The sequence below is a fragment of the Halorubrum sp. 48-1-W genome (assembly GCF_003287355.1).
Lineage (GTDB): Archaea > Halobacteriota > Halobacteria > Halobacteriales > Haloferacaceae > Halorubrum.
The window spans coordinates 65730-86174 of sequence record NZ_QMIM01000011.1 but is presented as its reverse complement, the minus strand read 5'-3'; the positions used below and the strand labels follow the sequence as shown (position 1 = coordinate 86174).

Annotated in this window: 18 protein-coding genes and 1 pseudogene; 17 read left to right on the top strand and 2 right to left on the bottom strand. The window is 69.2% G+C overall.

The features are described 5' to 3' along the window. Window positions 1-34: 34 nt before the first annotated feature. The 15 genes and pseudogenes from DQW50_RS06080 to argF all read left to right on the top strand — a co-directional run bounded on the left by DQW50_RS06080 (window position 35) and on the right by argF (window position 16486). Entirely contained in the window at window positions 35-508 is a 474-nt protein-coding gene (locus DQW50_RS06080; protein ID WP_112078398.1) for a DUF6789 family protein, read from the top strand. An 85-nt stretch (window positions 509-593) separates the two neighbouring features. Further along, a complete protein-coding gene (locus tag DQW50_RS06075; protein WP_112078397.1) occupies window positions 594-1094 on the top strand; it encodes an amino acid-binding protein in 501 nt (166 codons plus the stop codon). 150 nt (window positions 1095-1244) lie between these two features. Continuing rightward, a complete protein-coding gene (gene radA, locus DQW50_RS06070) occupies window positions 1245-2276 on the top strand; it encodes a DNA repair and recombination protein RadA (RefSeq protein ID WP_112078396.1) in 1032 nt (343 codons plus the stop codon). 478 nt (window positions 2277-2754) lie between these two features. After that, window positions 2755-4434 carry an ammonium transporter gene (locus tag DQW50_RS06065; protein WP_112078395.1) on the top strand — a complete coding sequence of 560 codons (1680 nt, stop codon included), beginning with the start codon at window positions 2755-2757 and terminating at the stop codon, window positions 4432-4434. A 121-nt stretch (window positions 4435-4555) separates the two neighbouring features. Beyond that, window positions 4556-5002, top strand: coding sequence for a hypothetical protein (locus DQW50_RS06060; RefSeq protein ID WP_112078394.1), 447 nt, complete (start codon window positions 4556-4558; stop codon window positions 5000-5002). 149 nt (window positions 5003-5151) lie between these two features. Further along, window positions 5152-6489: a glutamate-1-semialdehyde 2,1-aminomutase gene (locus tag DQW50_RS06055; protein ID WP_112078393.1), complete on the top strand. Its 1338-nt coding sequence runs from the start codon at window positions 5152-5154 to the stop codon at window positions 6487-6489. Between the two features lie 318 nt (window positions 6490-6807). Next, a complete protein-coding gene (locus DQW50_RS06050; RefSeq protein ID WP_112078392.1) occupies window positions 6808-8037 on the top strand; it encodes an argininosuccinate synthase in 1230 nt (409 codons plus the stop codon). After that, window positions 8038-9624, top strand: coding sequence for an argininosuccinate lyase (gene argH / locus DQW50_RS06045; RefSeq protein ID WP_112078391.1), 1587 nt, complete (start codon window positions 8038-8040; stop codon window positions 9622-9624). Between the two features lie 259 nt (window positions 9625-9883). Continuing rightward, window positions 9884-10072: a lysine biosynthesis protein LysW gene (gene lysW / locus DQW50_RS06040; protein WP_112078390.1), complete on the top strand. Its 189-nt coding sequence runs from the start codon at window positions 9884-9886 to the stop codon at window positions 10070-10072. A gap of 41 nt (window positions 10073-10113) precedes the next feature. Further along, a pseudogene (gene lysX, locus DQW50_RS06035) lies at window positions 10114-11013 on the top strand (lysine biosynthesis protein LysX); the annotation flags it as partial. 65 nt (window positions 11014-11078) lie between these two features. Next, a complete protein-coding gene (gene argC, locus DQW50_RS06030; RefSeq protein WP_394338573.1) occupies window positions 11079-12164 on the top strand; it encodes an N-acetyl-gamma-glutamyl-phosphate reductase in 1086 nt (361 codons plus the stop codon). Continuing rightward, window positions 12161-13135 (top strand): acetylglutamate/acetylaminoadipate kinase, encoded by a 975-nt coding sequence (locus DQW50_RS06025; RefSeq protein ID WP_112078387.1) that lies wholly within the window; start codon window positions 12161-12163, stop codon window positions 13133-13135. Before argC ends, DQW50_RS06025 begins: the two co-directional genes overlap by 4 nt. Further along, complete coding sequence (locus DQW50_RS06020) at window positions 13132-14259, top strand: aspartate aminotransferase family protein (protein WP_112078386.1); 1128 nt, start codon at window positions 13132-13134, stop codon at window positions 14257-14259. The genes DQW50_RS06025 and DQW50_RS06020 overlap by 4 nt, the downstream gene beginning before the upstream one ends. Beyond that, window positions 14256-15446, top strand: a complete 1191-nt coding sequence (locus DQW50_RS06015) for a [LysW]-lysine hydrolase (protein ID WP_112078385.1) — start codon at window positions 14256-14258, stop codon at window positions 15444-15446. The genes DQW50_RS06020 and DQW50_RS06015 overlap by 4 nt, the downstream gene beginning before the upstream one ends. A 128-nt stretch (window positions 15447-15574) precedes the next feature. Then, entirely contained in the window at window positions 15575-16486 is a 912-nt protein-coding gene (gene argF, locus DQW50_RS06010; RefSeq protein ID WP_112078384.1) for an ornithine carbamoyltransferase, read from the top strand. A gap of 20 nt (window positions 16487-16506) precedes the next feature. Here argF and DQW50_RS06005 read toward each other — a convergent pair whose 3' ends face one another. Together DQW50_RS06005 and DQW50_RS06000 are read right to left on the bottom strand one after the other, a co-directional pair. Further along, window positions 16507-17754: a magnesium transporter gene (locus DQW50_RS06005; protein WP_112078383.1), complete on the bottom strand. Its 1248-nt coding sequence runs from the start codon at window positions 17752-17754 to the stop codon at window positions 16507-16509. Between the two features lie 104 nt (window positions 17755-17858). Then, a complete protein-coding gene (locus DQW50_RS06000; protein WP_112078382.1) occupies window positions 17859-18392 on the bottom strand; it encodes an NADPH-dependent FMN reductase in 534 nt (177 codons plus the stop codon). A 130-nt stretch (window positions 18393-18522) separates the two neighbouring features. Between DQW50_RS06000 and DQW50_RS05995 the strand changes: the two genes are divergently transcribed. Both DQW50_RS05995 and DQW50_RS05990 read left to right on the top strand, forming a co-directional pair. Further along, complete coding sequence (locus DQW50_RS05995) at window positions 18523-18765, top strand: amphi-Trp domain-containing protein (RefSeq protein WP_112078381.1); 243 nt, start codon at window positions 18523-18525, stop codon at window positions 18763-18765. A gap of 275 nt (window positions 18766-19040) precedes the next feature. Continuing rightward, a complete protein-coding gene (locus DQW50_RS05990; RefSeq protein ID WP_112078380.1) occupies window positions 19041-20420 on the top strand; it encodes a phosphoglucomutase/phosphomannomutase family protein in 1380 nt (459 codons plus the stop codon). Window positions 20421-20445: the final 25 nt, after the last annotated feature.

The window sequence follows — 20445 nt, the reverse complement described above, 5'->3', positions numbered from 1 at the left end:
GCATATATTACCGGTTACGTGTCGACGGACCGGTATGGCAACCGAAACCGCCACCGCGACGACCGAGGTATCGACGGAGACCGGTAACTGGAAGGCGGGCGTGACCGGTGGACTGGTCGGCGGTCTCGTCTTCGGCGCGATGATGTCGATGATGACCCCCGGCGTACTGCAGATGGCGATCCCGGCGATGTACGGAATCGAGGGTCCGGCCGGCGCCGTCGGCTGGGCGATCCACATGTCTCACGGCGCGGTCATCGGTCTCGGGTTCGCGGCGATCGCGAGCCTGAAGCCGGACCTCGGACGCTCCGCCGGAACGAGTCTCGCCGTCGGTGCCGGCTACGGGCTCCTCGTGTGGATCGTGCTCGCGGTGATCGTGATGCCGATCTGGCTGGGCGCCGTCGGTTTCCCGGGCGCGCCGCCGCTACCGAACGTCGGCGTCGAGAGCCTCGTCGGCCACGTCGTCTACGGGACGGTCCTCGGCGGCGTCTACTCCGCGCTCGCGGAGTAGGGCTGTACCACTCGCTCCGCGGTCGTCCCCGTCCGCTCGTCACCGCGTCCTTTTAAGAACGAGCGACGATCATCGGTAGTAACGAATGTTCGACGAGATCCTCGAGAAGTTCGAGGGGTCCCCGAGCCAGCAGGCCGTCATCCGGCTCTTCTTGGAGCGCGGCTTCTCCATCAACGAGGAGGGGCGGGTCGTCTCCGGCGGGATCGAGATCCCCTACACGGGGATCGCGCGCGAGCTCGACGTCGACCGGCGGGTCGTCGACTCCACGACCGACGCGATCCTCGCGGACCCCGAACTGAAACGCATCTTCACCAACATCTCGTCGGTACCGAGTCTGATGGACCTGGCTCCCGTCCTCGATCTCACCGTCCTCACGATCGAGGTCGCCGCGGCCGACGAGGCCGGGATCGTCGCCGAGGTCACCGGGATCCTCGCGGACCACGGCGTTCCCATCCGACAGGTGTTGAGCGACGACCCCGAGTTCACCGACGACCCCAAACTGTACGTGATCACGGACGTCGAACTTCCCGGCCAGTTGCTCGTCGAGATCCGCGAACTGGGATACGTCCGTCGCGTCGGGTTCTGACCCGGCTCGCGTTCGGACGCGCGAACCGTTCTCTGGCCCGTCGATCCGTCGGCCGTTTCACTTCCACTTGTCCATCACCGTCGGCTGTACTTCACTTCCACTTGGCTGTTAACCAGGGTTTATATCCGAAGCCGCACAAGCCGGGTGTACATGCCTGAAGACGAACTCGAGGACCTCCCAGGAGTCGGCCCGGCGACCGCGGACAAGCTCGTCGAGAACGGATTCGAGAGCTACCAGTCGATCGCGGTGGCGAGCCCCGGCGAGATGTCGAACACGGCCGACATCGGCGAGTCGTCCGCGAGCGACATCATCAACGCCGCCCGCGACGCCGCCGACGTCGGCGGGTTCGAGACGGGCGCGACCGTGCTCGAACGCCGCCAGGAGATCGGCAAGCTCTCCTGGCTGATCCCGGAGGTCGACGAGCTCCTCGGCGGCGGCATCGAGACCCAGTCGATCACGGAGGTGTACGGCGAGTTCGGGTCCGGCAAGTCGCAGGTGACCCACCAGATGGCCGTCAACGTCCAGCTGTCGCGGGAGAACGGCGGTCTCGACGGCGGCTGTATCTTCGTCGACTCCGAGGACACGTTCCGGCCCGAGCGGATCGACGACATGGTACGCGGGCTCGACGACGAGGTCCTCGCCGACGAGATGGAACGGCGCGAGATCGAGGGCACGCCGGGGAACGAGGAGGCGATGGAGGAACTGATCGAGGCCTTCCTCGATCAGATCCACGTCGCGAAGGCGTTCAACTCCAACCACCAGATCCTGCTGGCCGAGAAGGCCAAGGAACTCGCGGGCGAACACGAGGAGGGCGAGTGGCCCATCCGGATCGTCTGCGTCGACTCGCTGACCGCCCACTTCCGTGCCGAGTACGTCGGGCGTGGCGAACTCGCCGAACGACAGCAGAAGCTCAACAAACACCTCCACGACCTGATGCGGATCGGCGATCTGTTCAACACCGCCATCCTCGTCACCAACCAGGTCGCGTCGAACCCCGACTCCTACTTCGGCGACCCCACCCAGGCGATCGGCGGCAACATCCTCGGACACGCCTCCACGTTCCGGATGTACCTCCGCAAGTCGAAGGGGAACAAGCGGATCGTCCGGCTCGTCGACGCGCCGAACCTCGCCGACGGCGAGGCCGTGATGCGCGTTCAGGGTGAGGGACTGAAACCGGAGTAATCTGGCCGTTCGCCCCCAGTTCACCCGTATCCGTCGCGTTCTTTCGCGATGCCCGTCGTCGTCCGGTGTACGAACGTCAACTTCTCTATACACCCGCTGTATCGTCCGATATCGGCCGATCTACCGGATGTTCTATGATGAGTCCGGGTTCCCGGTCGGCAATATTCGCTTGAAGGCGTCGCGGCCGGCGTGACGCCCCCACGATCCCCGCCGTTCGAGCGGAACCATCGAATATAGTACACTACATCCGATCGATTCTTTCGCAATGATTGCCGAACGATCGGCGAGAATACGTCCTTATATTCAATAGTGTTGTCCTTATATCTGACATCAGTTGTATTATTAGAGATATTTCCTGTGAAACTCAACTCAAACGTTTATATATCCGTGATACCCGACCCAGGAACGTGATTCAGCACATGAACACGGATAAATCGAACCGTCTGCTAGACGTACGTTTAATTGAGGTGCCTTCGGCGTGACGACCGGCGTTCTCGCGAGCATCGACCCGAGCGTGCTCGCGGAAGGGGTGAACCTGATGTGGGTGGCGGTGGTGTGTTTCCTCATCTTCTTCATGCACGCCGGCTTCGCGATGCTCGAGGCGGGGCAGGTCCGCGCGAAGAACGTCGCCAACCAGCTCACGAAGAACCTGCTCACGTGGAGCGTCGGCGTCCTCGTGTACTTCCTGATCGGCTTCGGGATCGAGGGCGTCGCCGGCGGCGCGGGCTTCTCCCCGGCGACCGCCCTCGGCGACGGCGACTGGGTCAACAGCTGGCTGTTCGGGGCGGTCTTCGCGATGACGGCCGCGACGATCGTCTCCGGGGCGGTGGCCGGCAGAGCCAAACTCCGCGCGTACGTCGGGTACACGATCGCCCTCTCGGCGGTCATCTACCCCGTCGTCGCGGGCATCACCTGGGGCGGCGGCTTCCTCGGCGGCGCGGGGCTCGGATTCACCGACTTCGCGGGCGGGATGATCGTCCACGGGGTCGGCGGCATCGCCGGCCTCACCGCGGCGTACGTGATCGGTCCGCGCATGGACCGCTACGCGGAGGACGGCTCCACGAACGTCATCCCCGGTCACTCGATGACGTTCGCGGTGCTCGGCACCCTCGTCCTGGCGTTCGGTTGGTACGGCTTCAACGTCGGCACGACCGCCACCGTGTTCGCGGTCGACGGCGGCGAACTCGTGCTCGGCGGCTACGCCGTCGTCGGCCGGGTCGCCCTGGCGACGACGCTCGGCATGGCCGCGGGCGGGGTCGGGAGCGCGCTCGCCTCGCTGTACCTCACGAAGAAGGTCGACACGCTGTACGTCGCGAACGGCCTGCTCGCGGGTCTCGTCGGCGTGACGGGTATCGCGAACGCCGTCACGTGGTGGGGAGCGATCCTGGTCGCGCTTGTCTGCGGCCTCCAGCTCCCGCTCGTCTTCGAGTTCGCGGCCGACCGGATGAAGATCGACGACGTCTGTGCGGTGTTCCCCGTCCACGGCTCCGCCGGCGTCATCGGCGTGCTCGCGCTGCCGTTCGTCCACGTCGACGGCTTCTCCTCCAGCCTGCTCGTCTCGCAGGTGATCGGGGTCGCCGTCATCACCGTCTGGACGGTCGCCGCGACCGCCGCCGTCTTCGGCGTGTTCAAGGCCGTCGGTCAGGCCCGCGTCACGCCCGAACACGAGCGCGACGGCCTCGACGTCAGCGAACACGGCGTCGAGACGTATCCCGAGTTCGGCAAGCCGACCGTCAGCACCGACGGCGGGACGGTCGCCTCCTCGAGCGATGTCGACGGCTCCCCGCGTGCCGACGGCGGCGCGGAGGACGGCACGGCGATCAAGATGGTCACCGCCATCGTCCGCCCGGACAAGCTCGGCGACATCAAACAGGCGCTCGCCGAGGTCAACGCGCCCTCGCTCACCGTGACGAACGTCTCCGGACGCGGCTCACAGCCCGCGAAGACGGGCCAGTGGCGCGGCGAGGAGTTCACCGTCGACCTCCACCAGAAGGTGAAAGTCGACGTGGTCGTCGCCGACATCCCGGCCGACGAAGTCGCGGAGGCGATCCGCGGGGCCGCGGAGACCGGCGAACCGGGCGACGGCAAGGTGTTCATCCTGCCGGTCGAGGACGCCCTTCAGGTCCGGACCGGCGAGACCGGTCCCGAGGCGGTGTAGTTCGACGGCCGAACGCGCTCGCTCCGGTGGCTTCTCGGGGGTGACCCTCCGCGGACCACTTCCTCGCGGAACCGGCACACGACCGACCAACGCTTTTGTCCCCACCGTCGCCACGTACCGCATGGTATCCGACAGCCGACTGTACGGCGCGGCGATCGCGTTCGCCTCCGGCGGCTACTCGCTCGCGAGCGCGCTCGGGGCGACTCGAACGACGGCGAGCATGTGGCTCATGCTCCTTCTCGGCCTCGTGGTCGTCGTCCACGGTGCCCTCCTCCTCGCGCCGTCGGTTCCCCTCGCCGACGGGACGAGCGGCGGGCTGATGCTCGCGTACGCCGTCGTCATGCTCGCGAACCAGGCGGCGCTGGCGACCGGCCTGATGGGTGGACTGGCCGGGGACGGTATGGGTGGCGTGGACGGATCGATGGACGGTGGGGGTGGCGCGATGGGGAGCATGGGCGGTGACGCAACGATGACCGCGGCGATGCCGTGGGACCTCGGGATGGTCGTGCTCGCGTCCCTCATGCTCGCCAGCGGCGCGATAATGCTCCGCAGCGACGACGGTATGTAGGCGATCGGTCCCGGCCGACTGAGGCGACTGGGCCGGCGGAGACGACTGGGCCGACTGAGGCGACTGGGCCGGCGGAGACGACTGGGCCGACTGAGGCGACCGCGGCCGACTCGGTAACACCTTTCCACGGGGCGGCCGAACCGGTACGTATGAACCACGAGCGCTCCCGCGAACTGTACGACCGCGCGCTGTCGGTCATGCCGGGCGGGGTCAACTCTTCGGTCCGGGCGACGATGCCGCACCCGTTCTTCATCGAGCGCGGCGACGGCGGTCACGTGATCGACGCCGACGGCAACCGCTACGTCGACTGGGTCATGGGGTACGGGCCGCTGCTGTACGGTCACGACCTCCCCGAGCCGGTCGAGGCGGCGATCCAGTCGCACGTCGCTGCCGGGCCGATGTACGGCGCGCCGACGGAGGTCGAGGTCGAACACGCCGAGTTCGTGGCGCGACACGTCCCGAGCGTCGAGTCGATCCGGTTCGTCAACTCGGGGACGGAGGCGACGGTGTCGGCGGTCCGGCTGGCGCGCGGCCACACCGGCCGCGACAAGGTCGTCGTGATGCAGGGCGGGTACCACGGCGCACAGGAGTCGACGCTCGTGGAGGGCTCCGCCGAGAACCCCCGTCCGTCGACGGCGGGGATCCCGGAGTCGTTCGCCGAACACACCCTGCCGATCCCGTTCAACGACCCGGCAGCCGCGAAGGAGGTGTTCGCCGAACACGGCGACGAGATCGCGGCGGTGCTCGTCGAGCCGATCCTCGCGAACACGGGTATCGTCATGCCGGTCGACGGCTACCACGAGACGCTTCGGGACCTCTGTGACGACTACGGTGCGCTCCTCGTGTTCGACGAGGTGATCACCGGGTTCCGCGTGGGCGGGCTCGGCTGTGCGCAGTCGAAGTTCGGCGTCACTCCGGACGTGACCACCTTCGGGAAGATACTCGGCGGCGGGTTCCCGGTCGGCGCGATCGGCGGCCGGGCGGACGTGATAGAGGGGTTCACCCCCGCCGGCGACGTCTTCCAGTCGGGCACGTTCTCCGGCCATCCGGTCACGATGGCCGCGGGGAAGGCCACCCTGGAGTACGCCGCCGAGAACGACGTGTACGAACACGTGAACCGGCTCGGCCGGACGCTCAGGGAGGGGATCGCGGAGATCTGTGCCGATCGAGCGCCCGAGTACACCGTCGTCGGCACCGACTCGATGTTCAAGACGATCTTCACCCGGGAGGCCCCCGACGACGTCGACGCCTGCTGTGCGGGCGGTTGTCGACAGAGCCCTGACTGCGCCCGCTACGACGCCTGTCCGAAGACTGGCGCGGACGTCGCGGACGCCGCCACCGACCGCTGGGAGCGGGTGTTCTGGCAGGAGATGAAGGACCGCGGCGTCTTCCTCACCGCGAACCAGTTCGAGTGTCAGTTCACCTCCTACGCACACACCGAGGCGGACGTCGAGGAGACGCTGGAGGCGTACCGCGAGGCGCTCTGACGTCGCCCGGGACGGTTGCGGAACCTTTTTATCCGGGAACGGAATTACGTCCTAGTGATGACCGCGGAGGCTCGTCGCGACCTCGCCCTCTTCCGACAGCGACGAGCCCCGCGACCGCGACGAGCAGTCCGACCGCCGCGACCGGTCTCCGGCGCGGCGCGACGACCGGCCCCCTGAGGCCGTAGGTTTCACTCGTCGCGTTCGCGCCGTTTCGTCCCCAAGAGCCGTCTCCATATCGTTCGCGAGCGTCGGCTCCGTAAATTTGTTACAATATCTAAACCGATGAATTTAAGGGTGTGAGGTGGTTCTATCCCGGTAATGACGAGCGTTGCACTCGCGTTCAGCGGAGGACTCGACACCACGGTTTGCGTACCGATCCTGAAAGAGGAGTACGGCTACGACGAGGTCATCGGCGTCAACGTCGACGTCGGGCAGCCGACCGACGAGTTCGACGAGGCCGAAGAGACCGCGGAGGCGCTGGGACTCGACCTCCACGTCGTCGACGCCAAGGCCGAGTTCGCCGATCTCTGTTTCGATGCGGTGAAGGCGAACGCGACGTATCAGGGCTACCCGCTCGGGACCGCCCTGGCGCGTCCCGTCATCGCCGAGGCGATCCTCGAGGTCGCCGAGGAGCAGGGCTGTGACGCGATCGCACACGGCTGTACGGGGAAGGGGAACGATCAGCTCCGGTTCGAGGCCGTCTGGCGCGGCTCCGACCTCGAGGTCATCGCGCCCGTCCGCGAGCTCGGGCTCACCCGCGAGTGGGAGATCGAGTACGCGGCCGAGAAGGACCTGCCCGTCGAGGCCGGCGACGGCGGCGTCTGGTCCATCGACGAGAACATCTGGTCACGCGCGGTCGAGGGCGGGAAACTGGAGAACCCGAACTACGAGCCGCCGGAGGACATCTACGAGTGGACCGCCGAGCCCGAGGGGGAGACGACCATCGAGGTGACCTTCGAGGAGGGCGTCCCCGTCGCCGTCGACGGCGAGGAGATGGACCCGGTCCCGCTCATCCAGCACCTCAACGAGTACGCGGGCGGCTACGGGATCGGCCGCACCGACGTGATGGAGGACCGCATGCTCGGGCTGAAGGTGCGCGAGAACTACGAGCACCCGGCCGCGACCGTCCTGCTCACCGCCCACGGCGCGCTCGAGGACCTCGTCTTGACGAAGAACGAGCGCTCGTTCAAGAAGGGGATCGAACACGAGTGGTCCGAGAAGGCCTACCAGGGGCTCACCTTCGCGCCCGTCGTGGACGCGCTGAACGCCTTCATCGACGAGACGCAGGACGTGGTGACCGGCACGGCGACGGTCAAGGTCTCCGGCGGCAACTGCCGCGTCGTCGCCCGCGACTCCGAGTACGCGGTGTACTCCGAGGAGATGGCCTCGTTCAACACGGAGGACGTCGCCGGTATCGCCCAGTCGGACGCGACGGGCGTCGCGAAGTACCACGGGCTCCAGGAGCGCCTCGCCAACGACGTGAGCGCGGGCGTGAGAAAGCCCGAGATCGCCACCGACGGCGGCGCCACGAACGACGACTCCGCGTAGATGAGCGAGGACGACTCCGGTTCCGGCGAGGACGGCTCCGCTCCCGGCGAGGACGGCCCCGCTCCTGGCGGGATCGGTGCCGACGGCGACGCGGCCGCGGGCTCCTCGAGCGACGGCGACGCGGCCGAGGGCGGTACCGCGGTCCGCCGCGATCGGTTCAGCGGCGGCCCCGCCCGCGAGTTCCTCTCGAGTCTCACAGCCGACGAGGCCATCTTCCCCGCCGACCTCGCGGTCGATCGCGCGCACGTGGTCATGCTCGCGGAGCAGGGGATCGTCGACGACGCGGTCGCGGGGGAGATCCTCGTAGCGCTCGCGGACGTCGAGGACGCCGGCCACGGCGCGCTCCCGGACGGCGAGGACGTCCACGAGGCGATCGAGACGGCCGTCATCGACCGGATCGGCCCCGACGGCGGCCGGATGCACACGGCGCGCTCCCGGAACGACGAGGTGGCGACGTGTATCCGCTACCGGCTGCGAGAGGACCTGCTCTCGGCGGCCGAGGCGACGCTGACCCTGCGGGAGGCGCTCGTCGACGTCGCGGGCGAGCACGCGGAGACCGTGATGCCGGGGTACACCCACCTCCAGCCCGCCCAGCCCACGACGGTCGGCCACTACCTGCTGTCGTATGCGGGCGGGGTCGCCCGCGACACCGAGCGCCTGCTCGGCGCGTACGACCGGACGAACCGCTCGCCGCTCGGCGGGGCCGCGTTCGCGGGCACGCCGTTCGACGTCGACCGCGAGCGCACCGCCGACCTGCTCGGGTTCGACGGGCTCGTCCACAACTCGATGGACGCGGCCTCCGCCCGCGACTTCCTCGCGGAGGGGGCGACCGCGTGCGCGACGCTCGCGACGACGCTGTCCGGGCTCGCGGAGGACCTGATCCTCTTCTCGAACAGGGGGTTTCTCGAGCTGTCCGACGACTACTCGTCGACCTCCTCGATCATGCCCCAGAAGAAGAACCCCGACACGCTGGAGCTGACCCGCGGCGTCGCCGGCGACGCGATCGGCGAGGCGACGGGGACGCTCTCGCTTCTGAAGGGGCTCCCCCGCGCGTACAACCGCGACCTCCAGCGCGCGCACGCGAGCGTGTTCGCGATCGCCGACGACGTGCGGGAGGCGACAGCGGTCGCCGCCGGCGCGGTCGCGACCGCCGACTGGGCGGTCGAGGAGCTCGCGTCGGCCGCCGGCGACGGCTTCTCGACGGCGACGGGCGTCGCCGACCTGCTCGCGATGGGGGGGATGCCCTTCCGGAGCGCCCACGAGATCGTCGCGGCCGCCGCCGAGGGGATCGGCGACGACGACACGCCGGCGACCGCGGCCGGGAAAGTCGACGAGGCCGCACGGGAGATCACGGGTGACCCCCTCTCGACGTACGTGAGCCGCGAGGACGTGGAGGCTGTGCTCGACCCCGTCCACAGCGTCGCGAGCCGCGGTTCGACCGGCGGGCCCGCCCCCGGGGCGGTCGCCGAGGCGCTCGCGGCGAGCGAGGCGGGTATCGACGACGACCGCGGGGCGCTGGAGGCGCGCAGTGACGCGCTCGCCGTCGCGAGCGACCGGCTGGAGGCGGAGGTGGCGACGTATGTCTGAGCCGGTCCGCGACGCGGGTTCGACCCCCCCGTCCCAGCACCCCAAACGGTTCCAGCGCTCCCGGCAGCCCAAACAGCCGCCGCGACCGCCGCGATCGCCGCCGTCCCCGCGAGGGGACAACTAATTACTGAAATCTGATATCGGATTTCACACGGCCCGTCCGTTGCCTTTCTGTACCGTTAGAGGACTCTTCGTGTAATGTAACACAGATTATAAGTTCGAAGGGTTTATGTTTTATCGGCGGCGAGTACCGTTCACGATGACGACCGAAACCGACCCGGTGCTGGCAGAGGACCCGATCACGGGCGAGGAGATCGAACTTCCGGCCGACGTCGAGGTCGGCGAGATAATCGACAGTCCGGTCACCGGGACCGAACTGGAGGTCATCTCGCTCGACCCCGTCACGCTGGAGGAGGCGCCCGAACTCGAGGAGGACTGGGGAGAATAGATGGTGACGACCGTCACGACGGCGACACGCGAGTGGTCGACATGCGCATAGGGATCCTCTACTCGCGGGTCCGCCGCGACGAGAAGCTCCTGTTGGAGGAGCTCCGCGACCGCGGCCACGACGTCGAGAAGATCGACGTGCGCAAACAGCGGTTCGGCCTGGAGTCGACGACGGCGAACGTCGCCGACCTCGACATCGTCGTCGACCGCTGTCTCTCCACGAGCCGCTCGCTGTACGCGACGAAGTTCCTCGACAGCTACGGCGTCCCCGTGGTGAACTCCCCCGAGACGGGCGACGTCTGTGCGGACAAAGCGAAGAACTCGCTCGCGCTCGCGGAGGCGGACGTCCCCACGCCCGCGACGGAGGTCGCGTTCACGAAGGAGGCCGCGATGGAGGCGATCGAGTCGTTCGGCTACCCCTGCGTGCTCAAACCCGTCGTCGGCTCGTGGGGCCGGCTGATGGCGAAGATCGACACCCGCAGCGCCGCCGAGGCGATCTTAGAGCACAAGGAGACGCTCGGTCACTACGAGCACAAGGTGTTCTACGTCCAGGAGTTCGTCGACAAACCCGGCAGGGACATCCGGGTCGTGGCGGTCGACGGCGAGCCGATCGCCGCGATGACGCGCTCGTCGGACCACTGGCTCACGAACGCCGCGAAGGGCGGGACGACCGCGGAGTTCGAGATCGACGACCGCGCGCTCGACCTGGTCGAGCGGGCCTCCGACGCCGTCGGCGGCGGGATGCTCGGCATCGACCTGATGGAGGTCGGCGGCGAGGACTCCGGCGAGTACACCGTCCACGAGGTGAACCACACGGTGGAGTTCAAAGCGCTCACGGAGGCCAGCGAGGTCGACGTCCCCGCACGGGTCGTCGACTGGCTGGAGACCAAAGCCGAGGCGTTCGCGGCCGACGCCGCGGGCTCGGACGGTGACGCTATCGACGCGGACGCCGAAGACGCCGACGCCGAAGACGCCGACGCCGAAGACGCCGCCGACGAGGTCGTCCTATGAGCGGGACGGCCGGAGGGATGGACGCAGAACGGGAAACGGCCGAAACCTACACCGCGAGCGTCGTCGGCGGCACCGGCTTCACCGGCGGCGAGCTGTTGCGGATCCTCGCGTCCCACCCGAACTTCGACGTCGTCCAGGCCACGTCGCGCTCGGCCGACAACATGACCGTCGGTCGCTCGCACCCGAACCTGCGCGGGCTCGACCTGCGCTTCTCGGACCCCGACGACCTCGAGTCCGTCGACGTGCTCTTCTCGGCGACGCCCCACGGCGTCTCGATGGGACGGGTCGACGAGTACTTCGAGGTCGCGGACACGGTGGTCGACCTCTCGGCCGACTTCCGGCTCCCCGCCGAGGACGCTTACGACGAGTGGTACGACGGCCACGAGTCGCCGGAGTACCTCGAGCGCGCGGAGTACGCGCTCCCCGAGCTTAACCGCGAGAACCTCCCCGGCGCGGAGCTGATCGCCGGCGGCGGCTGTAACGCGACCGCGACGATCCTCGGGCTCAAACCGCTCGTCGACGCGGGCGTGCTCGGCTCCGAGACCGGCGAGGTCGTCGTCGACGTGAAAGTCGGCTCCTCGGAGGGAGGCGCCGGTGGCGGCGCGGCCTCCTCGCACCCGGAGCGCTCGGGCGTCGTGCGGCCGTACGCGCCGACCGGCCACCGCCACGAGGCGGAGATCGAGGCGTACCTCGGACTCTCCGTCTCCTTCACTGTCCACGCGGTCGACATGGTCCGCGGCGCGAGCGCGACCTGCCACGTCTTCCCCGACGAGCCCGTCTCGAAGGCGGACCTCTGGACGAGCTATCGCGACGCGTACGCGGACGAGCCGTTCATGCGGATCGTCTCCGGCGGGGGCGGCGTCTACCGCTACCCCGAGCCGAAGTCGGTCGCGGGGACGAACCACGGCGAGGTCGGCTTCGAACTCGACCCCGGCAACCGGCGCGTCGTCGTCTTCTCGGCGATCGACAACATGACGAAGGGCTCGGCCGGCCAGGCGGTCCACGCTGTGAACGTCGCGCTCGGACTGCCCGAGACCGCCGGCCTGGAGTTCGGGGGGCTTCACCCCGTGGGGTCGCCATGAGCGGGACCGGACGCGCGTCCGCCGACGGCGGAGGCGACGCTGTCGACCCCCCCGTCGTCGTCAAGATCGGCGGCGCGAAGGCGGTCGACCCGGCCGGCGCGGTCGCGGACGTCGCAACCCTCGTCGACGACGGCAGAGAGGTCGTCGTCGTCCACGGCGGCTCGACGGTCGTCGACGAGACCATCGAGCAGTTGGGGATGGAACCCGAGTACGTCGAGTCCGCCTCCGGCGTCACCGGCCGGTTCACCGACGCCGACGCGATGGAGGCGTTCACGATGGCGATGGCGGGAAAACTCAACACCGAACTGACGGCGCTGTTCCGCGGGGCCGGCGTCGACGCGGTCGGCCTCTCGGGCGTCGACGGCGGGCTCCTCTCGGGGCCCCGCAAGTCCGCGGTCCGCGTGGTCGAGGACGGCAAACGGAAGATCCGCCGCGGCGAACACTCCGGCAGGATCGAGTCGGTGAACGCCGACCTGCTGGCCGGCCTGCTCGCGGACGGCTACACCCCCGTCGTCTCGCCCCCGATGGCGGGCAACGAAGGTGATGGCGGCGTGACCCCCGTCAACGCCGACGCCGACCGCACAGCTGGGGCGGTCGCGGGCGCGCTCGGCGCGGACCTCGTCCTGCTGACGGACGTGGCGGGCGTCTACGCCGACCCCGAGGACCCGGACACACTGATCGAGTCTGCGGCGACGCCCGACGAACTCGCGACCCTCGAAGGGGCCGCGGAGGGGTTCATGGGTAAGAAGGTGATGGCCGCGACGGAGGCGCTCGCCGGCGGTTCCGGTCGCGTCGTCGTCGGGGACGCGAACGCCGACGATCCGGTCCTCGCCGCGCTCGGCGGCGGCGGGACGACGATCGAGCGCTCGGCGCTCGGCGCGGACGGCGTCGAGGACGGTGATGGCGTCGAGGACGGTGATGGCGTCGAGGACGGCGACGACGCCGAGGACACGGAGGCGGTCGACGCATGAGCGGTTTCGTCTTCTCGGAGAAACCGATCGCGATCGCCAGCGGGGAGGGGGTCCACCTCACCGACACGAACGGCACCGAGTACCTTGATTTCGGCGCGAGCTACGCGTGTACCCCGGTCGGCCACTGTCACCCCGAGGTCGTCGACGCGGCGACGAGCCAGCTGGAGGAGCTCATGTACGTCCAGGCGTCGTACCCGCACGCAGCGCGGACGGCGCTGTACGAGCGGTTGTCCGACGCGGGGCCGGGCGACGTCGACGACGTCTGGCTGTGTAACTCCGGCACCGAGGCCAACGAGGCCGCCCTGAAGTTCGCGCGGCACGCGACCGGTCGCGAGAAGATCGTCGCGACGACGCAGGGCTTTCACGGCCGGACGATGGGCGCGCTCGCGACCACCTGGAAGGGGAAGTACAAGCGGGGGTTCGAGCCGCTCGCCGGCGGCGTCGAGTTCGTCGAGTACGGCGACACGGCGGCGATGCTGGAGGCCGTCGACGAGGAGACCGCCGCGGTGATCCTCGAGCCCCTCCAGGGTGAGGGGGGGATCAACCCGGCCTCGACCGACTACCTGCGTGCGGTGCGGGAGGCCACGGAGGAGGCGGGCGCGGCGATGGTCCTCGACGAGATCCAGACCGGCCTCGGCCGGACGGGCTCGATGTGGGCTGTCGAGCGCCACGGCGTGGTCCCCGACGTGCTCACGACGGCGAAGGGGCTCGCGAGCGGGCTCCCGATCGGCGCGACGCTGTGTCGCGACTGGATCGCGGAGGACTGCGGGAACCACGGTTCGACCTTCTCGGGTGGCCCCGTCGTCTCGGCGGCGGCCGGCGCGACCCTCGACGTGATCGAACGGGAGGCGCTCGCCGACCACGCTGCCGAGGTCGGGTCGTACCTCCGCGAGGAGGTCGAGACGCGGCTCGGCGACGACGTCCGCGAAGTCCGCGGCGAGGGCCTGATGGTCGGGATCGAGGTGAAACGCGGCTCCAACCGGCTCCTCCGTGACCTCGCCCTCGACCACGGGATCCTCGCGTTGCCGGCGGGTCGTACCGTGTTGCGGCTACTCCCCCCGCTGACGGTCGATCGCGGGCACGTCGACACCGTGGTCGACGCGTTGGCGGAGGTGATCGCGTGACCGCCGCGCCCGACTCGGCGGAGTCGACCGATGAGCACACAACCGGCGATACTGCCACCGACGAACGTGGCACCGACGTCGTCGCCGGCGGCGGCTACCCCGAGGCCTGCGACACGCCGGGACGAAAGCTGCTCTTCGACCTCGTGTCGATCCCTTCACCCTCCGGCGAGGAGGCGTCAGCCGCCGAGCGGCTCGTCGACTTCTTCGAGGCCAACGGCCGCGAGGCGTGGATCGACGAGGTCGGGAACGTCCGCGCGCCCGCGAACGACGCGGTCCTCCTCACCTCCCACGTCGACACCGTCCCCGGCGACATCCCCGTCGAGGTACGGCCGGCCCCCGCCGAGGCCGACGACCTCGGTGCGAGCGACGTCCGGATCGGGGAGCCGGGCGAGCCCGTGCTGTGGGGTCGGGGGTCGGTCGACGCGACCGGGCCGCTCGTCGCGATGGCGGTCGCCGCCGTCGAGACCGGCGTCTCCTTCGCGGGGGTCGTCGGCGAGGAGACCGGCTCGCGGGGGGCACGCCACCTCGTCGCCGACCGCGACGCGCCCGACGCCGTGGTGAACGGCGAGCCGTCCGGCTGGGACGGCGTCACCCTCGGCTACCGCGGCTTCCTCGCCGGCACGTACGTCAACACTAGCGAGTCGGGCCACTCCTCGCGGCCGGAGCCGAACGCGATCCAGCACGCGATCGACTGGTGGCACGGCGTCGAGGAGGCGTTCTCGCCGGCGGACCCGGGGACGCCCGTCTTCGAGCAGGTGACGACGAAACCCGTCTCCATGGACGGCGGGTTGACCGACGACGGGCTCGCCGTCGAGGCCGCGATGGACGTCCAGCTCCGCGTGCCGCCCTCGCGGACCGTCGACGAGGTCCACGAGCTGGCCGAAGCGGAGCTCTCGACGGGGTCGGTCCACTGGAAGGAGCCGATCCCGCCCGTGATGGAGAGCCCCCGGACCGACCTCGCGCGGGCGTTCCGCGTGGCGATCCGCTCTGCGGGCGGCGACGTCCGCCTGCTCAGGAAGACCGGGACGAGCGACATGAACCTCTTCGCAGCCGAGTGGGACTGCCCGATGGTCACCTACGGCCCCGGGAACTCCGAGCTGGACCACGCGCCCGACGAGCGGCTCCCGCTCTCGGAGCTGGACCGGGCGACGACCGTCCTCGCGGACGTCTGTCGCGACCGACCCTAGCGTCGCGGCCGCGTGCCGCGGCGCACCCATCTCGACGGGACCGACGCTACCGAACCTGATCCGGCCGATCCGACCGACTCGAACCCGACGAACGACGCCACCCGTACCCACCACATCCACGAACCCACATGCCACTCGCTACCGACGACTTCCTCGACATCGACGACGTGACGCCAGCCGAACTGGACGCCCTGCTCGATCGCGCGACAGCGATGAAGGCGGGCGAAACCGACCCGCGGCTCCCCGACACCACGCTCGGGATGATCTTCGAGAAACCCTCGACGCGGACGCGGATCTCCTTCGAGACGGGGATGACGCGGCTCGGCGGCCACGCGATGTTCCTCGGCCCCGACGACGTCCATCTCGGCCACGGCGAGCCGCTTCGGGACACCGCCCGCGTGCTCGGTCGCTACGTCGATGTCGTGATGGCGCGGCTGTTCGACCACGCCGACGTCGAGACGCTCGCCGAGCACGCCGACTGCCCAGTGATCAACGGGCTCACCGACGAGGCCCACCCCTGCCAGACGCTCGCCGACCTGCTCACGATCCGGGAGTCGGTCGGCGAGGACGCGACCGTGGCGTGGGTCGGCGACGGCAACAACGTGGGTCAGTCCTTCGTCGTCGGCGCGGCGATGGCCGGCATCGACGTGCGGGTGGCCACCCCCGCCGACTACGGGATGGACCCCGGGGTGTTCGAGCGGGCGGCCGCCTTCGGCGCGGACGTGGAGCCGACGACGGACCCGGAGGCGGTCGTCGACGGGGCCGACGTCGTCTACACCGACGTGTGGATCTCGATGGGCCAGGAGGACGAGCGCCACGAGAAGCTGGCCGCCTTCGACGGCTTCCAGGTGAACGCCGACCTCCTCGCCGGCACCGACGCGACGGTGATGCACTGTCTGCCCGCCCACCGCGGCGAGGAGATCACGGACGACGTGCTCGAGTCCGACCGTGCCCTGGTGTGGGAACAGGCGGAGAACCGGATGCACGCCCAGAACGCGTTGCTGGTCGAGTTGTTGGGTGCCGACGACGACGTGTCGTAGGGCCCCCCGACGCGTCCGCTTCACATCAGCACGGCTCGCGCCAGCCCGAGGAAGACGAAGAACCCGAGCACGTCGGTCATCGTCGTGATGAAGATGGTCGCCGACGTCGCGGGGTCCTTGTCGATCCGGTCGAGTAGCAACGGGATGAGCGTCCCGAAGAAGCCCGCGATGACGAGGTTCAACACCATCGAGACGCCGAGGACGAGCCCGAGAAGCGGGCTCTGGTTGAACACCGACGCGATGATCGCGACGAGCACGCCCGTGATGAGCCCGTTCGCGGCCCCCGCGATCACCTCGTTGACCACGGCACGACTCCCGGTCGCCAGCGAGATCTGCTCGAGGGCGATCCCGCGGACGGTCACGGCCATCGACTGCGTGCCCGCGTTCCCGCCCATCCCGGCGACGACCGGCATGTACACCGCGAGTAGCGTCAACGCCTGGATGGTGTCCTCGAAGACGCCGACCATCCCGGCTGCGAGGAACGCCGTCCCGAGGTTGATTATCAACCACTTGTACCGGTACCGGATCTTCGAGACCGGGCCGTCGAGGATGCTCTCCTCCTTCCTGACGCCCGTGAACTCGTAGAGCGTGCCGGCCGCACTCTCCTCGACGACGCGGAGGAGGTCCTCGGCGTGGATGACCCCCATAACGGTCCGGTCGTCGTTCAACACCGCGACCGTGCTTTCCGGATGTTCCCGAAACACGTCGACGACGGACTCCTGGGGGGTGTCGTAGGCGACGACCGGAAGCTCGAGGACGTGCCCCCGGAGGTCGACGGTCCCCCCGTGGTCCATCGCGAGCACCTGTCCCGGAAGCTCGCCGAGGAGCTCCTCGCCCTCGGTGAGCAGGATCGTCGGGAACTCGCCGGTACGCTCCTCGTGTCGCTGGACCCTGCTCGCGACGACGTCGAGGTCGCGGTCGACGTCGACGGTGACGTAGTTGAGCCGCATGAGGCCGGCCGCGCTCTCCGGGCCGAACTCGAGCAGGAACTCGACTTTCCTGCGGCGATCCTCCTCGAGCCGCCGGAGCACCGTCTCCCGTCTCGCTTCGTCCGCGAGCCCGAGCACGTCCGCCACCTCGTCGGGGTCGAGCCGGTTGACGAACCGGCCCAGCCGTTCGTCGTCGAGGTCCTCGACGAGGGCCCGTCGCATCGTCTCCGGAAGCAGAAAGAACACCTCCCGTCGCCGGCTCGGCGACAGCCGATCGAACTCCGCGGACGGGTTCGCGGAGGTCGCGATCGACTGTTGGGCGCCTGTCAGATCGTTCATTCCTCGTGGAACGGAGCGGAGTCAATTAAACGGTCGTGTCCGGACGGGTCCCGTTCCGGGTTACCCTCAGTGAGGGAAGCCCACGACTGTAGTCGTGGGAGAAGTCACTCCCGCATCCGCTCGGCGTGTTCGGTGACGACGCGGCCGAGCTGTTCTGTCCGCCGTCGCAGGTCCCCGTCGCGGATCCGTCCCTCCTCGTCGATCTCCGAGGAGGCCCCGCGGATCCCGACCTCGTGGGGGACGGTCCACGCGTGGACGTTCCGGAACGTCGATCGGAGGTGTTCGAGCGTGCCGCCGTACGAACCCCCGCCGGCGGTGGCGAGCAGCCCCACCGCGGTGTCCTCGTACTCTTCGGAGCCACAGAAGTCGTGGAAGTTCTTGAACGTCGAGGAGTAGGAGCCGTGATACACCGGCGTGCCGACGAGGACCCCGTCGGCCTCCCTGACCCGCCGTGTGAGCCGCTCGCTGTCGCCTTGCTCGTCCTCGTCGGGGTGGTACAACGGGAGCTCGACCCGACCGAGGTCGATCAGGTCGGTCTCGGCGCCGACGTCGGCCGCGGCGCCGAGCGCGACCCGGAGGGCGGCCCGCGTCGTGCTCGCTCCGCTTCGGCTGCCGGAGATCGCGACGATCCGTGTCATACCGCGGGTTCGGGGTGTGGCGGCAAAAACGGGGGCGGTTCGCCGTAGGGTATCCGAGCCGTGTCGATCGGTCCTCTCGGTCCGGGATCAACGATTGGCTATATGACAGTTGGGTTCGTAGTCGGAACTGATGCCCGAAGAAGAGCTGTTCAAAACCGAAAAACAGGTGTCGAGAACGGAGATCGCCGAAGCGTTACGCGACGCGGCTGAGCAGGTCGAAACGGGCGACGTCACGTTAGTGAGCGACGCGGAAGAACGGCACGTAACCGTCCCGGAGCGACCTCGGTTCGAAGTCGAACTCGAACGACTCACGGATTCGGAGACCGGCGAACAGCGGTACGAACTCGAGTACGAGATCAGGTGGACGGCGTAGTCCGCTCGTCGTGTTACGGTGGGTTCCTCGAGCCGTTCGGGACGAGACCGATCCTTCCGCGGAGAACGCTCGCGAAGCGCACCCGACACGGCCCCGCACCTCACGATTCCTCGCCCTCGTCGCCGGCGCGTAGCGTCGGTTGTACGCGAGAGGTCTGCTCTCGTCTCTCACCGGATCGGCCCCGTCGACTCTCACCGGATCGGCCCCGTCGACTCGCCCACGCAAGGTTCGCAGGCGACACCGGACGTTATGGTCCCGGCATCCGAGGGACGAACATGGACGAGATATCTTTCGGCACGGACGGCTGGCGAGCGACCCTCGACGTCTTCACCGACGACCGTGTGCGGATCGTGGGACAGGCGGTCGCCGACCATCTCACGGCGGCGGGCCACGACGAGCCGGTCGCCGTCGGCTACGACGCCCGCGAGACCTCGGAGGGGTTCGCGGAGAGCCTCGCGGAGGTGCTCTCGGGGAACGGCTTCGACGTGTTGATCCCCGAGCGCGACGTCCCCACCCCGCTCGTCGCGTACGCCATCGTCGCGGAGGGGCTCGCGGGCGCGTGTATGGTGACCGCCTCCCACAACCCGCCCGAATACAACGGCGTGAAGTTCATCCCCAGCGACGGGGCCCCCGCGCTCCCCGACGTGACCGAGGACGTCGTCGCGCGGCTCGCGGAACCGGACCTCCTCCCCGAGGAGGAACACGGCGAGGTCCGCCGACACGACTTCGTGACCCCACACGCGGAGGCGGCCCGCGACCTCGTCGACGCCGACCTCGACGGGCTCACGGTCGCGTACGACGCGATGTACGGCAGCGGCCGCGGAGTCACGGACGCCCTGCTCGAGTCGGCCGGCGCGGAGGTGCGCCGTCTGCGCTGTGGCCGGGATCCGACGTTCGGCGGCGAGCCCCCGGAGCCCAGCGCGGAGCACCTCGAGGAGCTGGCCGACCTCGTCACCGACCCCGGCACCGACGTCGACCTGGGGGTCGCCAACGACGGCGACTCCGACCGAGTCGCGGTGGTGACGCCCGAACGCGGCGTCCTCGACGCGAACCTGTTCTACGTCGCCTGTTACGACCGCCTGCTGGAGGACGACTCCGGCCCGGCGGTCCGGACCGTCTCGACGACGTTCCTCGTCGACCGGATCGCGGAGGCACACGGCGAGGCGGTGTACGAGACGCCGGTCGGGTTCAAGTGGGTCGCCGAGGCGATGGGCGAACACGACGCGCTGTTCGGCGGCGAGGAGTCCGGGGGGTTCTCCGTGCGGGGGCACGTCCGCGAGAAGGACGGCGTGTTGATGGGGCTACTCGCGGCCGACGCCGCCGTCGCGGAGCCGTTCGACGCCCGCGTCGACCGCCTGCTCGCGGAACACGGCCGGATCGTCGCCGGGAAGGTCTCGCTCGACTGTCCCGACGACCGGAAGGCGGGCGTCCTCGACGAGTTGGAAGCGCACATCCCCGAGTCCGTCGACGGGCACGCGGTCGCCGAGGTCGTCACGCTCGACGGCTTCAAGCTCCTCCTGGAGAACGGATCCTGGCTGCTCGTCCGCCCCTCGGGGACCGAGCCGAAGTTGCGGGTGTACGCCGAGGCCGACAGCGACGAGCGCGTCGAGTCGTTGCTGGCGGCGGGCCGGGAACTCGTCGAGCCGCTCGTCTGAGCCGAGCACATCGGGCAGACGCCCC

Excerpts from the sequence above, each read along its gene's own strand:
- DQW50_RS05990 (WP_112078380.1), top strand. The coding sequence starts at position 19,041 with ATGGACGAGATATCTTTCGGCACGGACGGCTGGCGAGCGACCCTCGAC.
- argH (WP_112078391.1), top strand. The coding sequence starts at position 8,038 with ATGAGCGAGGACGACTCCGGTTCCGGCGAGGACGGCTCCGCTCCCGGC.
- lysW (WP_112078390.1), top strand. The coding sequence starts at position 9,884 with ATGACGACCGAAACCGACCCGGTGCTGGCAGAGGACCCGATCACGGGC.
- DQW50_RS06000 (WP_112078382.1), bottom strand. The coding sequence starts at position 18,392 with ATGACACGGATCGTCGCGATCTCCGGCAGCCGAAGCGGAGCGAGCACG.
- DQW50_RS06005 (WP_112078383.1), bottom strand. The coding sequence starts at position 17,754 with ATGAACGATCTGACAGGCGCCCAACAGTCGATCGCGACCTCCGCGAAC.
- DQW50_RS06060 (WP_112078394.1), top strand. The coding sequence starts at position 4,556 with ATGGTATCCGACAGCCGACTGTACGGCGCGGCGATCGCGTTCGCCTCC.
- DQW50_RS05995 (WP_112078381.1), top strand. The coding sequence starts at position 18,523 with ATGCCCGAAGAAGAGCTGTTCAAAACCGAAAAACAGGTGTCGAGAACG.
- radA (WP_112078396.1), top strand. The coding sequence starts at position 1,245 with ATGCCTGAAGACGAACTCGAGGACCTCCCAGGAGTCGGCCCGGCGACC.
- argF (WP_112078384.1), top strand. The coding sequence starts at position 15,575 with ATGCCACTCGCTACCGACGACTTCCTCGACATCGACGACGTGACGCCA.
- DQW50_RS06075 (WP_112078397.1), top strand. The coding sequence starts at position 594 with ATGTTCGACGAGATCCTCGAGAAGTTCGAGGGGTCCCCGAGCCAGCAG.
- DQW50_RS06020 (WP_112078386.1), top strand. The coding sequence starts at position 13,132 with ATGAGCGGTTTCGTCTTCTCGGAGAAACCGATCGCGATCGCCAGCGGG.
- argC (WP_394338573.1), top strand. The coding sequence starts at position 11,079 with ATGAGCGGGACGGCCGGAGGGATGGACGCAGAACGGGAAACGGCCGAA.
- DQW50_RS06055 (WP_112078393.1), top strand. The coding sequence starts at position 5,152 with ATGAACCACGAGCGCTCCCGCGAACTGTACGACCGCGCGCTGTCGGTC.
- DQW50_RS06025 (WP_112078387.1), top strand. The coding sequence starts at position 12,161 with ATGAGCGGGACCGGACGCGCGTCCGCCGACGGCGGAGGCGACGCTGTC.
- DQW50_RS06080 (WP_112078398.1), top strand. The coding sequence starts at position 35 with ATGGCAACCGAAACCGCCACCGCGACGACCGAGGTATCGACGGAGACC.
- DQW50_RS06050 (WP_112078392.1), top strand. The coding sequence starts at position 6,808 with ATGACGAGCGTTGCACTCGCGTTCAGCGGAGGACTCGACACCACGGTT.